General features: G+C 30.6%; 12 protein-coding genes. 1 reads left to right on the top strand and 11 read right to left on the bottom strand.

Going from position 1 to position 17,768, the window contains the following annotated elements:
* Window positions 1-199: 199 nt before the first annotated feature.
* The 11 genes from ACQ3F0_RS11105 to ACQ3F0_RS11155 form a co-directional block, all read right to left on the bottom strand.
* Window positions 200-2,356, bottom strand: a complete 2,157-nt coding sequence (locus ACQ3F0_RS11105) for an Ig-like domain-containing protein (RefSeq protein WP_428865314.1) — start codon at window positions 2,354-2,356, stop codon at window positions 200-202.
* A gap of 218 nt (window positions 2,357-2,574) precedes the next feature.
* Window positions 2,575-3,660, bottom strand: coding sequence for a TolC family protein (locus ACQ3F0_RS11110; RefSeq protein WP_428865315.1), 1,086 nt, complete (start codon window positions 3,658-3,660; stop codon window positions 2,575-2,577).
* On the bottom strand, window positions 3,653-5,116 hold the full coding sequence (locus ACQ3F0_RS11115; RefSeq protein WP_428865316.1) for a TolC family protein: 1,464 nt from the start codon (window positions 5,114-5,116) through the stop codon (window positions 3,653-3,655). The genes ACQ3F0_RS11110 and ACQ3F0_RS11115 overlap by 8 nt, the downstream gene beginning before the upstream one ends.
* Window positions 5,117-5,209: 93 nt before the next feature.
* A complete protein-coding gene (locus ACQ3F0_RS11120) occupies window positions 5,210-8,314 on the bottom strand; it encodes an efflux RND transporter permease subunit (protein WP_428865317.1) in 3,105 nt (1,034 codons plus the stop codon).
* The gene (locus ACQ3F0_RS11125; RefSeq protein ID WP_428865318.1) at window positions 8,314-9,585 is read right to left on the bottom strand and encodes an efflux RND transporter periplasmic adaptor subunit; all 1,272 of its coding nucleotides are present in this window, start codon (window positions 9,583-9,585) and stop codon (window positions 8,314-8,316) included. The genes ACQ3F0_RS11120 and ACQ3F0_RS11125 overlap by 1 nt, the downstream gene beginning before the upstream one ends.
* 399 nt (window positions 9,586-9,984) lie before the next feature.
* Window positions 9,985-10,932, bottom strand: coding sequence for a response regulator transcription factor (locus ACQ3F0_RS11130; protein WP_428865319.1), 948 nt, complete (start codon window positions 10,930-10,932; stop codon window positions 9,985-9,987).
* Between the two features lie 101 nt (window positions 10,933-11,033).
* Window positions 11,034-11,402 (bottom strand): hypothetical protein, encoded by a 369-nt coding sequence (locus ACQ3F0_RS11135; protein ID WP_428865320.1) that lies wholly within the window; start codon window positions 11,400-11,402, stop codon window positions 11,034-11,036.
* 171 nt (window positions 11,403-11,573) lie between these two features.
* Window positions 11,574-12,719 (bottom strand): ABC transporter permease, encoded by a 1,146-nt coding sequence (locus ACQ3F0_RS11140; protein WP_428865321.1) that lies wholly within the window; start codon window positions 12,717-12,719, stop codon window positions 11,574-11,576.
* Window positions 12,673-13,863: an ABC transporter permease gene (locus ACQ3F0_RS11145; RefSeq protein WP_428865322.1), complete on the bottom strand. Its 1,191-nt coding sequence runs from the start codon at window positions 13,861-13,863 to the stop codon at window positions 12,673-12,675. The genes ACQ3F0_RS11140 and ACQ3F0_RS11145 overlap by 47 nt, the downstream gene beginning before the upstream one ends.
* Complete coding sequence (locus ACQ3F0_RS11150; protein ID WP_428865323.1) at window positions 13,864-15,189, bottom strand: HlyD family secretion protein; 1,326 nt, start codon at window positions 15,187-15,189, stop codon at window positions 13,864-13,866.
* A 32-nt stretch (window positions 15,190-15,221) separates the two neighbouring features.
* Window positions 15,222-16,811 carry a TolC family protein gene (locus ACQ3F0_RS11155; RefSeq protein WP_428865324.1) on the bottom strand — a complete coding sequence of 530 codons (1,590 nt, stop codon included), beginning with the start codon at window positions 16,809-16,811 and terminating at the stop codon, window positions 15,222-15,224.
* Window positions 16,812-17,076: 265 nt separating this feature from the next.
* Here ACQ3F0_RS11155 and ACQ3F0_RS11160 point away from each other — a divergent pair, with 265 nt between their 5' ends.
* Complete coding sequence (locus ACQ3F0_RS11160) at window positions 17,077-17,766, top strand: response regulator transcription factor (RefSeq protein ID WP_428865325.1); 690 nt, start codon at window positions 17,077-17,079, stop codon at window positions 17,764-17,766.
* Window positions 17,767-17,768: the final 2 nt, after the last annotated feature.

Below are 17,768 nucleotides of genomic sequence, written 5' to 3' on the forward strand. Positions count from 1 at the left end.
TTGGTTTTACTACAAAATTATAACATCTTAGTTTTTTATTTAATAGTAAGCCGATGTAAACTTTTTTTAAACTTATACTTACAAAAAAAACATCAAGTTTCCCTGATGTTTTTAATTAATTTTACCATATTTAAGGTGAAAGATTCAATTAGTAAAGTATGGAAGTATACTGTTGTCTCCATATCTCGTATGGTTCAATTTAATCTTGTCCATTTGTTGCTATAGTTGTAGTTTCTATTGCTGCTGTAGCATTACCCTCAGCATCTTTCACTCTGCCAACAGTAATTATTGTATATCCAGTCTCAGTAAAGAAATTAACAACTGGAGTTACATTTGCATAATCTAGCACAACCGATTTTGCATCTGCAGATGCTGTAAATTTAACTTTAGAATCAACATCATAGTTATTAGGATTTGTAATTGAATCAATATTCATAGGTTCACTAAATCTGATTCTAATTCGTTTAGCACCAATAATATCTGCTTTAGAATTAACCGTTGGAAGCACTTTGTCAGTAGCTAAAAAAGTTTTAGTAGTAGTATTTATAGTATTTTTCGCCACTGCCAAGTCTTGTACTCTTTCTATTTGTAAAGTATATTTTCCCCCTAGTATTGCATTTGAAGTAGTATTTAACTGAAAACTTTGATCATCTTCTGAATATAATACGTCAGATATAGAAGTAATCGTTATAGTTTTATTATCTTTATTCCTCAAATCATAGTTAGCAGGATTTTTAGCTCCATTATATCCAGTAGTTGCATCTACTTTTTCTGAAAAAATAACTTTAATTGTTTGTGCATCTACAAATTCAACCGTTGATACTTCTGGTTTTATAATGTCAGCAATAACATCAACACTATAATAATCATTTACAAACTTATTTCCATAATTATCTTCTATAGCTGTTGCAAGTGGATTGACAGTACCAACATATATTGTTGTAGTTTTTGGTGGAAGTGGATTTTTAAAATCAACTACAAAAGTTTGATTATCTCCACTTGGATTCATAACACCTTCATTTCCTAAAGTTTGGTATGCACTTGCATTATAAGTATGTCTAACATATGCATTCACATTACCAATAAAAGTACCAGATTTTATTGGTCTGTTAAATTTAATAGTTACTTGTTTATCTTTAACTTCAAGTATCTTTGCTGTTGGAGCACTCTCTACAGATACTACAACAAAATTCTTAATAACCTTTTCTATACCAAATCCTGCATAATCCTTTCCTCCTGATATTTCAACTAGTGATGTACCATATGGAAGTTTAGCTGGTATAGTGATAGTAGCTTTTGTGTTATTACTGTTTAGAACTGGAATTTCTGAATATGTAGCACCTTGAGATTTAACTTTAATAGTTGGATATTCTTTTACCGGTTCCGAGAAAGTTACCTCAATTGTTTTATTACCTATTGCCTCAACATCAACTACTGATGGTAAATCTGTATCAATTGCTTTTATTGATTTTGTGGTTTTATCAATAATTTTGCCATCTTTGTCTTTAACATTTTGTATTGTCAAATCAAATGTTTGTTGTTGTCCAGCTATCTTACCTAAATAAATTTTTGCAGTTTTACCATCTTCCGACAAAGTAACTTTTCCACCATTAATCTCTACAGCTTGTGAGTTTATAGATAGATTAGTTATAGTATAATTTCCCAGAGTTTGTGCTGTTGTCGTATCTACTGGCTTATTAAACTTAATTTCAATTTCCTTAAGATTAAGAGCTTTTGCTGAAACAACTCTTAACTTCATCACTAAAGCTTTCTGTGCATTTTTTATAGCATTTACCGCTACTTCCACTTGCATTTGAGTGTTATTTTCTGTCATTTTATTAGCTTCTAATATACTTTGATAATTATTCCAACTAGTTTCAGTATAGTCATCCTTTATCAAATTTTCACTTAATACCGCCTTATACTCAGTTAAATCTGCTACTTTAGCTTTTCCATCCCAAGCCCCATCCATAAGAACTCTGTATCCATCAGGAGTTACAGTATTTGCAAACATTACTCCATCTGTACCTAAATAATATTGCGAAGAACCAACTTTAATCCATTGTTTAGTTATCATAGCACCATTATTGCCTAAATAGTACCATTTCGTCCCATCTTTCTTCCAAGTATTTAAAACCATTGCTCCATTATTATCTAAGTAATACCATTTCTTTAAAGGTGTTTTAATCCACTTGTTTCTTTGCATATTTCCATTTAAATAATAATTCCATGTTTTTCCATTTAGTGCCCAACCATTTGTTGTATCTGCTAATGCTGTAGTAACAGGAGTAACAACAGCTGCAACTGTAGTCAAAGCTGTTACTGCACTTACTAATGATTTTTTTGTTTTTTTCATTAATATTCATCCTCCTAATTAGTTAAGATAATAAGAAAGTTAAGAATATCCTTATTTATCATAATATATTTATATATATATAATATATTAAAACATATAAATATTAAATAAATGTAAACATAAATGTAATTTTAGATAATATTAGTAATAAAATATTTTACACTTATTAAACGTAAAGAAACATACAGTTACTAGCATATTCTTCAAATCACTTAAATTTATTGTATAAAACTCTTGTAAGACTCTACAGTTAAATAATAAGCTAACTTAGCTTTTTCTAATTCTAATTTAGCAAATTCAAAATCTTCTTTAGCAAGAATCATATTACTCTCTGACTCCAATCCTAAGTCATATCTTTTTTCTACAGTTTTTAAAGTAATCTCTAAATTTGCTATTTCTAGCTCTTTAATAATTAAATTATCATATGAAGTTAATAAATCATTATATTTACTTCTTACTTCATATTCTAAACTTAGTTTTTTATCTTTAAAATCATAAGTCAAATTAGACTTATCTTCTTTTATTTTAGTGATTTTATTATCATACTGTCCTGAATTATTATCCTCATAAATTTTTAATTCAATATCTGCAAGACGATTCTCATATTCAATTTTCTCTAAATCTTCATTGTTTTCTATTACATATTCAATTTGTTTTGTTAAACTATCAGTTGTATATTTTTCAAATGGAACATCTGGTGTTTCAAACACTAAAGTAGTTTCCAAATCATAATTCATTAATACATTAAGATCAAATAATACTCGTTCCCTATTATTCTTTAGTTTTTGCAAATTGCAAACTTCTTTTTGAATGCTTAATTCTAGCTTAGTTTGATCATTTAATGTACTATTCCCCATGTCAATTTTAACATTTACTTTAGCCAAATCATCTTTCAAACGTTCAATCTTCTGATTTTGAAGTTCAATCTCTTTAGATAAGAATTGATAAGTAAAAAACTTTTCAGTACCATCTAGAACCTTTTCTTTCTCAATTTTTTCTTTCGTACAAATTGAATAATAAAGATTCATTTCAGCTTCCAATTCATAATACTCCGAATTCTTTTCTGATTCAATTGGATCTGAACTATCATTATATTCATTATCAGTTGCTTGTTCTTCTTTGTATCTTGCAATTTTTTCATTTTCTGTTGCTCTTTGAATCTCAAGATTATACTTTAAAATACGCGATTCCAATCCCTTTAAAGATATAGTTTTATTTTCAGCTCCTAATGTAGGGAATGTAAGAATTATTCCTGATATCATAATCGCAACTAAGATTATTAAGTTTTTAAATTTTTTACTCAAATGTAATCCCTCCTTTTGAACCGCTAAATGCTGGTCCAATACTACTAGCACTCTCTAATGCTAGTACTGCTGCTAAATACTCACTATATGCTGTGCAATATGCTTCATTTGCATTTGTCACCATAATATCTAATTTAAATAGTGTAGCCTCTGTAACAAACCCTAATTCTACCCTAAGTTTCATATCATCATATTGTCTTTTACTGTCTTCTATATCTAATTTACTAATTTCTAAATCTCCTTCTTTTTCTAATACATTTAAATAGGCTGCTTTTATTTCTCGCTTAATTTGTTTTTCTAATTGTTCTTCTTGTAACTCTAAATCACTCAGCTCTGCATCAACAATTTTGTAAAATTCTGATGAACTACTAAGAGCATCATCAATATGTTCATACTCTTTTAACTTTGCAGAATAATTATTTTTTAAGGTAACAATCTCATTTCTTTCTTTTAATGCTTTTTCAGTATAATAATCAATAGATTTTAATGCTACTTTATCATCTAATTCAGAGGTAAAAGTAACTTTTGTAGATGGATTAATACCAATAAAAATATTCAAATTCATTTTTAAATTTTCAACTTTTCTTTTCATTGAATCCACATTAAGTTTAGCAATTTTTTCTTTATTCAATGCTATATCATAGTCACACTTTGCTATTTGGCCATTTTCATATCTTCTTTTTGCATTATTTAAATCGGATTGTGCACTCTTATAATTCATATTTTGTATTTGCAGATAACCTTCAAGTATTAATATATTGTCATATATACTAACCGCACCATTATAGATACTAGCTTTAGCTGTATCTATCGTGATATCTAAATTCAAAATAGATGTTCTCATATTTCTAGTTACCACATAAATAGGATATATAAACTTTTCATACTCTTCTTCAGGACTTAAATCTGGATTTGTTATACCTTGAGCTGAAAAATAAGATTGCATCTGAGCATATTCAATATATTCATCTACTTGCATATTATTGGAATTATTTAATGCCTCATCTAATACCTTGGCAGCAGCTTCTTTTGCTTTTTCCTCTTCTGTTGGATCTGTTTCTGGTGCTTCATACTTACGCATTTCTTCAGCTCGTGCTTTTGCTGCTATATCTCCTTTAATCCCTTTGGCTGCTTCCTCAAGATAAAGTTGGTAATTAGAAATACTTTCTACTTCTAAATAAGCATTATATAAAGTCTTATATCTAGGTAATGAGTTATATAACCCTTCCAGCATTTCCATAGCATCTTCTAAGTCTTCATAGTCAAGATCCAACTTATTTCGAGTGTTCTCAAGATTCTTAACTATAATACTATAATCCACTGCCATTTTTCCTACTTCATTTCTAGAAATATTTAAAATTGCTTCATTAGCTGAAGCTGCATTAACACTAAAAAACACCATGACTAAAGTTATAATAAAGAAACTAAGCTTGTTTTTTTTTATAAGCCTGTACAATTATATCACCTCTTGTATATTACCAAAATTGCATCCTGATTAATAAAGTAATAATTATCAATCAGGACATTTTGACATATTTATTCTAAAGCACTAAACTTGAATTGAATTTGTTGCTTTATTTTTACGATTAACAAATTTAATGTGTAAATCATCAAAAATTGAGTATACTACTGGAATCACTATCAATGTTAATAAAGATGATATTATTAATCCACCTATTACTACTGTCCCCATTGCACTCATCATCTCAGCACCTTCACCAATTCCCATTGACATTGGTATTAGACCAAGTATAGTTGTTAATGATGTCATAAGAATAGGTCTTAATCTTAATGGTCCAGCAGTTATAATTGCCGTATATCGATCTTCACCCATTTTTCTTCGCGTTCCAATATAATCTAATAGTACAATAGCATTATTTACAACTATTCCCGAAAGCATAATAAAACCAATAATAGATGTAACGTTAATTGTTCTATAAGTTGCGAATAATCCAAACAAACCTCCTGCAAAAGCCAATGGTACTGAGAACATAATAATAAATGGTATTAGTAATGATTCAAACTGAGCTGCAATAATCATGTATACCAACACCATAGCAAGTAAAAGTGCTACAGCAAGGTCCGCAAATGATTCCATCATTTCTTTATTTGAGCCTCCATATATTATACTATAATCGCTTGGTAGCTCTAATTCTTTTACTTTTCCTTCTATTTCTCTACTAATAGTTGCTAAATCTCTGCCATAAATATCTGAACTAATTGTAACTGTTCGAACCAAATCTTCACGATAAATTTCAACAGCACCATTGTCCATTTTAACATCAGCTATAACATCAAGCGGTACTGAAGTTCCTATTGGTGTGGCAATCTCTAATTGTTCTAAGTTCTCAATACTTTCTTTATATCTTGCGTCACCTTCTATCACTACATCCAATTCATCACCGTCAAGCTTATACTTTGTTGCAACTTTACCATCTAACATTGACTTAACTTGACTAGATACTCCAAATGTTGTTAATCCAAACCTAGACGCATTATTACGGTTTAGATGAATCTCAACTTGCGGACTACTAGCTTCTAAACTAGATGATACATTACGCGTACCCTCTACAGATTTAGTTATCATTACTATTTCATCTGCAATATCTTTCAGCACATCAAAATCGTTACCTTTGACTTTAATTCCAATTGCGCTACCCCCTGTCATCGTACCCATCTGACTAACAGCAGCTACATCAGATTTAACAGCCGGTACATCTTTTATAAGTTCTTCAATCTCAGAAACAACATCAGATACACTAACTTTTCTTTGATCAAGTGGTACAAGTGTAACAGAGATGGTTCCTTTATTCTGTCCAGATGCTAAAAATTCACTTCCTGCTGTACTGCTAAATATATATTCAATACCTTCAATATCACTAATTTTATTAACAATTTCATCCATTGCTTCGCTAGTTTCAGAAATCTTAGCACCATCTTCTAAAGTAACACCAATTTGAATAGATCCTTCATCCGTTTCTGGCATAAATTCCTTTCCTATAAATGATATAGAAATAATACTCACAATAAAAGTTGATATAGCTATAATCACAACATATTTTCTATGTTTAAGACTCCATTCCAAAACTTTTTTATAAACATTATCAAGATTACTATAAACTTTGTCAGATTTATCAAGCACCCAACCTATAAGCTTAAATTTATTTTTATGATGTTTTCCTTGGAATTGATCAACAACAAGTAACTTTGAAGCCATCATGGGAATTAATGTTAATGACACAACCAATGAAGATAATAATGAAAAAGTAACAGTTAACGCAAACTCTTTAAACATAATAGATGTTATTCCTTCAACAAATACTAAGGGTAAAAATACTGCGACTGTTGTAAGGGTGGAAGCTGTAACAGCCAATGCAACTTCTTTGGCACCCAATATAGCAGCTTCCCTTTTTTCATAACCATCTTGTACAAAGCGATATATATTTTCAAGAACAACAACCGAGTTATCCACTAACATACCTATACCAAGAGTTATTCCACCAAGCGTCATCATATTTAATGTGATTCCATCAAAATAGATAAGTATCCCTGTAGCTATAATAGATATTGGTATTGATAAACCAATAATAATAGTACTTCTAAAATTCCTCAAGAAAATGAATAGTACTAATATTGCAAGCAAACCACCAGTCATAGCACTAGAACTTACTCGATTAATAGCTTTATTTATAAACTTGGATTGATCAACCACAACTTCAATATCATAACTAGTATTAGCACCAATTTCTTCAAGCACTTTGTTAATCTTCGATGCAACTGCAACTGTATTCGTTCCTGATTGTTTCTGTACAGAAATACTTACAGCAGATTCGCCATTTACTTTAGATATAGAAGTTAATTCTTCATTAGTTATTACAATTTCAGCTACATCTTGAAGTCTAATAACTCCCCCTGTTGATAGAAGAATAGGGGTTTCTTTTATATCATTAAGAGATTGGAATTCACCAGCAGTTCTAATAAGCAATTCTTTATCACCTTTATTTACAGAACCTGCTGGCAAATTTATGTTTTCAGCTGCCAAAGTACTAGCTAGCTGATCAATTGACAAACCGTAATTACTTAATTTACCTGTATCTACTTTAACAGAAATATAATTTTGATACCCTCCATCAATACTAACTGAAGCAACACCTTCAATTCTCTCAAGTGCAGGTCCTATAGTCGAATCCGCATATTCATATAGTGTGGCAGCATCACTACCTGATAAAGCAAGTTGAACTATAGCTGAAGCATTAACATCAATCTGCAACACCATAGGATCATTTGCACCCTCAGGTAAGAACCCTTTAACCATATCTACTTTTTCACGCATATCTAGTGTTGCAAAATTCATATCCGTACCAAAATTAAACTGCACGATAATAACTGAAGATCCTTCTGATGTTATTGACTGAATAGTATCAATATTAGATACTGTTCCAACAGCCTCTTCAATAGGTTTTGTAACAAGATTCTCAATTTCCTCCGGAGAGACATTTGGATAATTCGTTTGAATAATTGCTACTGGAATCTCAATATCAGGATATAAGTCTATTGGAATTTTTGTTAATGATACAAAACCTATAAGTACAACAATCAATATAAACATGACCGTTGTAACAGGTCTTTTAACCGATAACGTTGAAATGTTCATTATTGATCACTCCTTATTACTTTAATAACACTGTCTTCATCTATAAGACCTAACCCTTTTGTAATAACCACATCATCTGCTGTGACCCCTTCAAGAATCTCTATAAAATAACCCGTATCAATTCCTATTGTTACTTCTCTACGTTCTACTTTATTATCTTCACTTTGAATATACACATAATGTACACCATCACGTAATAATACTGCATCTGAAGGTACATATAAAGTGTCTAAGCTTTCCTCAGCAACGAAATCCACTGTAGCAAACATACCTGGTTTAATAGTATGCTCTTCATTTTTTATTTTCACAGTTAACGGAAATAATAATGTTCTTGCATCAGCTGATGTACTTAATGTATCTATTGTACCCGTCAATTCCAGATTATCAAGAGATTCAATAATAACACTGACTTCATCCCCAATTGACAGTTTATTTACATAACTCTCAGTTACATTAGCATTTATGATAATCTCATCAATATTTTCAATAGTTATAGCTGGTTGCGCATTAGAAGCAAAGTTATTCTCTGTTACATTAATAGCAGATACATAACCACTAGTTGGTGCCTCTAGACTCATATCTCCTAACATGTCATTTGCAGTCCTCAATCCTTCTTGTGCTTTTTTTAAGCTGGCTTCAGCGCTTTCCTTACCAATTTTTGCTTGATTTACAGAAGCTTCAGCTTGTTCTAATTGCTTTTCGAGTAAATTTATATTTTCGGGTGAAGCTTGTAATCTCATTTGTTCAACTTCTGCCTCAGTTACAATGCCTTCTTTAAGTAGTATTTCATATTTAGCTAAATTTTCTATTTGCAATTCATATTTATCCAATTGCATTTCATAATTACTTTTGGCAAGTTCATATCCTATCTCTGCTTGTCCGATAGCTTCGTTAGCATTCTTTACACCTACTTCAGCCATAGTTATACCGATATTTGCCTGAGTTACTTGATCTTGTGCTGAGGATGCATCAAGACCAAAAAGAAGTTTCCCCTTTTTTACATAATCCCCCACTTCAACATTAACCTTTTTTACCTTTGCTGGTATTTCTGGTATTATATCCACTGAATCCGATGCCTTTGTTGACCCAATAAGCATAACATGATTGCTTATCTCACCTTGTAACACTTGTTGACCGCTTACTGCTACTACAGCAATTTCATCATTATTTTCACTTGAACTCTTATCTGAATTAAGTAAATTAATTACTCTAGGAACTGCTATTATACCTACTAATAATATTACAACTAAAACTCTTATGAACTTCTTCATCGCTAATCCTCCTAAAATTAATCTAATTATATTTTATTTCTAATAATTTTCTAAATATTACTTTTAGAATCAACTCAATATGTTCTAACTAACTATATTTATACTATTCTTAAACAACTTCCTCATTAATAACCTCCATTCACTATTAATTAATTTTATAATTTGTTCATAAAAAAATCAATTAAGTTTTTATTAAATTTTCTATATAATTTATAAAATTCATTATTTAGTTTATTTTAGATTAAAAACCATATTATTCTCAAGATATTGAAATTCATTCTATCCCATAAACCTCCTAATTAATTATGATATACAATTTAGTTAAACATTCCAATTATCTTTATGAATGAAAAAAGAGAAAAAAGAGGTGAAAAAGCATCACCCATTTGGGTGATGCTACTATAAACTATTAGTTTCTCTTATTTTATGAATAAGTTGTACTCTATTCGAAACATCAATTTTTTTATAAATATTTTTTACATGGGTTTTAACTGTATTCACAGAAATATGTAAATTTTCACTAATTTTCAAATTCGTTTCACCTATCATAATAAGTTTTAGAACATCCATCTCCCTATCCGTAAAAGCAAAGGAATCTAAAACATCCTTCTCTGAAATTTTGCTATTTTCATTAGGTTCATATCCTTTAAAATAATAGCTACTAATATGATAAAAAGATAATATACTAAATATTGTATATGAAAAACAAGTAAATTGAGATTGAAAATTTCTTTTTATAATAAGATCTAGTATTGTATAAATAAGCTGTGGTAAAAAAGCAATCAAAAAATTTCTGGCTAACTGCACTTTTTTTGTATCCTCTATTTTTTTTATATAAAGCAACACAGCTATTGCTTGTCCAAATAACAGAAGAGAACTTAAAGGGAAAAACACACAGATAACAGTGGTTAAGGTAGTTACTAACTTATTAATGTTAATAATTGTTACTGAAAAAAAGCTAACTAATAAAAATAGGATGGCTTGTGACACATAAAAAATTAACCCTTGCGTTCTTCTCTTATTGGATATTGGAAATAAAGTCAATATGTATATACTTGAAGCAATTACTGCAATCACCATAATAAAAATATTAATAATAGCATTAAAATAAGCTAATAGCTCTAATAAATTTGTAGTTTTATATTTAATACCATACATTTGAACATATTTAAAAGCATAAGAATATATATTTTTATTTAAAAAAAGTATTGCAATTGGGAGTAACACACCTAGTGTCCTACCTATGAACTTATCTCTGCTTCTTACATAAAAAAAAGCACAAAACAATGTAATAGAAAATAACATAGCTGATTCTATAAAATTTAAAAGGTCAGATAGTACATTCATTGATATCACTCCTAATAATAAAATAATCTTTGGTAATTTCCTAAAAATAATAACATCCCAGCCATGAACATACCATAGCTGGGATAATTGCAACAAGTTCACTATTCTAAAGTTATATTAGCTAAATTTTCCCCATTTTGAACAGCTTGAACATTTACTTTCATATCTTTGTAAGTTTCTTTTATTTCTTTTGCATATTTTTCTGCTAAAGCCTTTGCGTCTTCTTGACTAACTCCTTCTTTTATTATCATAGTCCCTATAGCCGTATCGTCTTTTAAATACACTTTGCTTCCTTCTATTGCTTCTTCTTCATTTAAATCCTTCGTTATATCTTTATCTTCTACTATTTTAGTAGGATCTTTATCTGGCTTTACAGGAGTATGTTTTTGGCTACATCCTGCTAAATTTGACACCACCAATAGTAAAGCTACTGTTGAAATCACTTTTCTTATTTTTTTATTCATTAACATAGATATTTCCTCCATCAATTATAATTATTTATTTATCACAATGTCTACTTTAACATATTTAAAGCTGATTGTAAATATTCCCAATGAATATCGTGACTTGGCCATATTCTGGTTAATTATGTATAAAACACAAGCCACAACAATCAACTCAACTTGATTGCTATGGCTTTATTAAGCGACCAGTTCGCTTCCATCCTTTGAAAATGCCCTTATATATAACAAAACTCCTATCGTTAACCATACTAAACCATAAATAATCATGCCCATAATGCTCGGAATAACCGTATGAAACTCTCTTCCCTTGATCAATACTTCTTGTCCAATTTTAGCATAATTAATCATTGGCCACAATGCTCTTACAATCCATTCTACTAGTTTAGGCATCTGTTCAACAGGCCATGCAATACCACTAGAAATAAATACCGGTACAGATAGCATAAATGAAATTTGTGAGTATTTCACTCTAGCTTGAGTCAGTGAAGCAATAACTAGAGCTGGTCCTGTGATAGCAAATAAAAAAGTAATTGTTAATAACACGAAAATCCACACTCTTCCAATCATCGGTATATGAAACAAATATTTTAAAATAAGCATACTTACTATAGATGCTGGTACTAATCCTACCATGCAAACATTGGATGTGGCCAATATTCTAGATAATACATTGCCACTAGCAAGATATTCATTATTTCGAATCAACATGGAACCAATTGATGATAAAAACATTTGTTGTAAGAATATTGCAAAAAAACATATCATCAGATAATTCATATAAGTCATCTTAGAGTCAAACAACACCCTGTCTCTCAAGTTATAGATTAATGTCATATTTTCAGCAATTTGTGGCGTTACCCCTTTCCCTTGAATCAATTTCATCTCAATCCCTGCAGAAATCGTTTGACCAATTTCAAAAGCTTTAGCGTAAGCATTACCTGCTACAACATTATTTGAACCGTCCATAATAAGCAATACTTGTGATGACTGATAGGTAGTTACATCACTTTCAAACCCTGTTGGTATATAGATACCTAATTGTGCTTTTCCACTGTCAATCAACTCTTGTAGCTCTTCCCTAGAATTAGGATAATTCTTAATATCAAAATATTGACTTTTTAGAAAATAATCAGTAGCCATACGACTTAAACTTGACCCATCTTCATCTAAAATCGCTGTAGGTATATCTTCTAGATAATCATTTACATAAACTCCACCAAATAATAAGGTTAGGAAAATAGGTCCAATAAATAGAAGGATCATCAACCCTCTATTTTTAAATATCGAGCTGAACTGTGTTTTGAACGTCTCTAGATATGTCATGTCTTTTTCCCTCCCTATTTACATCCTTTTTTTCTAATATGACAATCACAAACTCTACAACCATCAAGCTCACTACTCCAAACAGAAACATATAAACAATATCTGGGGTCACTTGTCTCAATGTTAATCCCTTCAAATAAATATTTCTTAGATTATTAACATAATGTGGAAATGGAACAAATTTGGCATATCCTTGATATCCAAGAGGCATCATAAAGTTTGGCCATGTTGTTCCTGCCATTATTGAATTAGGAATAAATATAATGCTACATCCAACAAGTGTTAACATTTGGTTTTTAATTAGCGCTGAAACCAATACACAAAATGCTGAAACTGCAAAACTCAATGCAATTGAGATAATAAACGCAACTAAAAATAGTCCTCTAAAAGGCATACCAAAAATACTAGCTTGTATTATGATGCAAATTATAAAGCTTAAACTTCCGCACAAAGTATAAAACAACACTTTTCCAGATGCATATCCAATTCTTTCTTTTCTTTCCTTATCAAAAATACCATGATTAATAGATACTGAAGCCATAAGTACAATAGCAGTTTGGATTAATGCAGCCATTAAGATTATTGCTAAAAAATCTTCAAAACTTTTGGATGGATTATACAACATTCTATCATTAATTTGAACAGGTTGTGCAACATTATAAGCTTCTTCATAAGATAAGCCAAGTCTTGTCCTCAATTGATTTATGGTTGCCCCTGCTTTATAAGTCAATAAAATCTCTGTTGCTTTTGATTTGGTCACACTAGTCATGGACATATGCGATCCATCATAAAGCATCAAAACAGTTGGAGACTTTAAAGCCACGATATCATTATAAAAATTTTCAGGTATAATTAAACCCACCCGTACTTTACTATTTTTCATCAAGTTTTCTAACTCTTGTTCACTACTTGGATATTGAGAAACATTAAAAGTTTCATTTTGATTAAAAGCATCAAACAACTGTCTACTAAATGTGGATTGGTCATGGTCAATTACTGCCATAGGAATATTGTCTATAACTTCTCTAGACATTTCAAATCCCATTAAGATTACTAGCAAAATAGGTATTATAAAAAGAACCAATACCATCATCTTTTCTTTTAAAAATCTATTACATTCTTCTATAAAACTTTTTTTGAACATTTAATCTACTTCCTCTGTTTTAGCCTCTACTACTCCTGTTTCCGTTTCTACTACTTCTGTTTCAGATTTCACTGATTCTGCTTTTGCTTCACCATCAACTTCCTCTGTTTCAAAATTAACGACAGCTGTCATTCCAGGTCTAATAGTCTCATCTACATTATTCATTTCAACTTTCACTCCAAATGAAACAATATCAAAATTTCCATTTTCATTTGTAGATTTCTTAACTGCAAAGTCTGGTTGTTTATTAATTGTAACAACTTTTCCTTCATACGGCTTTTGTGGATAAGCAAGTAACTCTACGCTAACGCTTTGCCCTTCTTCAATAGCTTGTAATTTATCTTCATCTAAATTTACATTTATATAACAATGTTCTAAATTACTAATTGTACCAATAGAACTCCCTGTAGATACAAGTTCACCTTCATCAGAGTTAATAGTTGTAACTGTTCCATCAATTGATGCTTTAATCACTGTATCCTTTAAATATACTTCCACTTCTTGTAATCCAGCCTGTGCTTGCTCTAGTCTTCCTTGTGATGCAACCAACCCTGCTTGTGCTTGACTAACTTGCGCTGCTGCTATATTAGAAGCTTCAATAGCTTGCTGTAATACTGCTTGACTTGCAGCAACACCTGATTGAGCCATAGCCAATTGAGCACTTGCTGCTGCTTTATCTTCTGCACGAGCCCCTTCTTTAGCCATATTCAATGTTTCTTCATAAATATCTCTTTGTGTTTTTATTTCTTCAAGTTTTTGTAATGAAATAGCACCACCTTCATAAAGTACAAGTGCTCTTTCATAAGTAGCTGCCATTAGATTATAAGCACTTTCTGCTTGAGCAATTTGTTGAGTTCTGGCACCATTTTCTGCTTTCTCATTAATTGCTAGTGCAATATTCTTTTGCTCTTCACTAGCATTAGCACCTGCTTTTGCTTGTGCAATTCTATCCTTAGATAAACTATAATTAGCCTGTGCTACATCAACTACTGCTTGAGATGCTTCAACACCTGCTTTTGCCTGATCTATCTGTGCTAGAAGTTGTGCTTTCTTTGCTTCAATTTCTTCACTAGAAATCTTTACTATAGGATCTCCTACTTTTACAGCTTGTCCCTCTTTAACGTAAATCTCAAGAATTCTTCCTGGTATTTTTGTGTTCAAACTTACATCTTTTGCAGAAACAATTCCTTGAATAATATTATTGTCTTCCTTACTATTACCTATAGTCATTCCATTCACAATAATAGCCATACTTATAATTAAAATAATACATGCTATAACTACTTTGTTGATATTTTCTTTAAACCATATTTTTGTTTTTTCCATTACTAGCTTCAATCCTTTCCTATTTATTTTAATTAATCCGCATCATAATCGGTCAATATTGCAGAATCATTATAAAATTTAACCTTTGCCATTGTATAACTATATTGAATATTCGCTACTTTTGATTCCACATCTGCTAATTTTTCTTCAGCAGCAATTACTTCTACAATGGTACCTGAATTATCCTCAAGATTTAAATCTTTTAATAATGCATTCTCAGATCCAAATCCTTGTTCATATTTTAAACGAGCAATATCAACTACTTCTTCAGCATTTTTAATTAACTCTGATGAAGCATTTAACATATTACCTGCTGCATTCATTAACTCATATGATTTACGGATTTCTGCTTCAATCATATTTTTCTTTTCTTCTAATTCAATTTCTGATCCTTCATACAACAATGATGCTTCAGTGTTAGCATTTTCATTGTCATACATATCATTTATTATTTTTTCATTTATGTTATAAATAGCACGTTCTCCAAGAGCTTGTCTAATCTCAAGTCTATTTGTCAAGCCAGATTCTAAACCTTTATTCAAAGATTCTTCTGTAACTTCATACTCCATAGTATCTACTAAAGTAATTTCATTATTGGTACTTAAATTCATATTCTTTTTAAGTTCTAAAATGGCATTTTTATAAGTTGATTTTGAAAGATAGTGTTCAATAATCGTACTATCGTAGTACATCTTACTTAATAATAAATCATCCTTAGCCTTCATACCATTTTCATAAGAAAGTTTAACAAGTTCATACTGTTTCTTTCCTCTTTCTTCTGCAACCTTTTTAAGATTCATTACTTTCTTTGCATATAGTGCATCATAGTAATTTTTTTTAATTAACATAACTATTTTATTTTTATAGATACCTTTTGCATATCTAGTAACATCTAGATTTACATCTGCCATTTTTGTCATTATTTCGTCTATATCCTCAACATCCATTGTAATTACAGTATTATAACCAATTTTATCCTCAATTTTTGAAGTGGTATCTTCTAGTTTCATCTCAAATCTAGCTTTATTTATTTCAAAAGTTTTATTTACTTCCTCATACGCGATTTTATTATTATCAATCTCATCTTGCTTTATATTTATCATATTGGCAAGCTTTGCTTTTACCTCTTCTATTGTAAACGCCCTTTGTTCAGCATTTGCAATCTGTCCAGCAACAATAACACTAGCGATAGGCTGTCCTGGTGTAATATTTACTTTAGCCCCAGCATCATTCATAAAAGATACTGTAAATGGTGCAACACCTAATTTTAAGTAACCTTTAGCCGTATCCAATTGTGTTTGTGCAGCTTTTAGTGCCTCCTGGTTAATTTTCAACAAACTGCTTGCATCGTCCAATGCCTTTTCTGCATCTTCTAAATCATCAATATTATCTTCTGTATTAGCTACTGCAATTGCTGCTAATGAAATTTTATTATCCAGCGTTTTAATTGCATTACTATGTTCCAATCCATAACTAACTGCCGCTTCCACATCAAATTCTAATATTCCATCTGAATTAACATTCAATTCTAATGTTTCACTAGCATATGTAGGATATACAGAACAAAGAGCCATGATTGCTGTGACAGTACCTGTTATAATCTTTCTCATTTTCTTATTCATCTTCTATAACTCCTTCTCGTTTTCAATTCACATTTCTTAATTATATAATGAAACTATGACATCAATATGGTATGATTTTGAACAATTGTGAACACTTTCTTTGATTGTCCACATCAGAGGTGTTATAATAATGATTGATACTAGCAATCTACCACTTCAACTATAAATTTATTCAAGTCCATAACTCATTAGTGCCTGAGATTTTGGACATGAACAAATTAAGTTTACGTATGGTATATCTATTATATAAATAGGAAGTGACATTATGAAAGAACTTAAAATTTTAATATGCGATGATGATCCTGTTGTACATGAATCTCTTAAATTGTATCTAAATAATGAAGGATTTGAATGTTTCTCCGCCTATAATGGCACAGAAGCACTTGAGCAAATTGAAACAATACAGCCATCTTTAATAGTCTTGGATATCATGATGCCCAAACTAAACGGAATCGAAGTATGTAAAGAGGTGCGAAAAAAAAGCAACATTCCTATTATCATGTTGACAGCAAAAGGTGAAGAAATAGATCGTATTATTGGATTTGAACTGGGTGCTGACGATTATATAGTCAAACCTTTTAGCCCAAGAGAAGTCGTTGCTCGCATAAAAGCTGTTTGCCGACGTGCCTCAGAAAATACAATAGATGGCAAATCATCGAAATTGTCTTTTTGCCAACTAGAAATAAGTTTAAAAAAATATCAAGTGAAATACCGGGATAAAGTTATTATCTCCACACCTAAAGAAGTAGAAATTCTGTACTTACTATCTTCTAATCTAGGACAAGTGTTTTCAAGAGAACAAATTCTCAATAGAATATGGGGATATGACTTTTTTGGAGATACAAGAACAGTGGATACACATATAAAAAGAATAAGAGCCAAACTATCACAAGACAATCTAACTTGTGGTATACAAACCGTTTACGGTGTCGGCTATAAATTTGAGGTAGAATAAAA

Origin of the sequence: Clostridium sediminicola (assembly GCF_050402865.1) — a bacterium.
In the GTDB taxonomy this organism is placed as follows: Bacteria; Bacillota; Clostridia; order Clostridiales; family Clostridiaceae; genus Clostridium_AF; species Clostridium_AF sediminicola.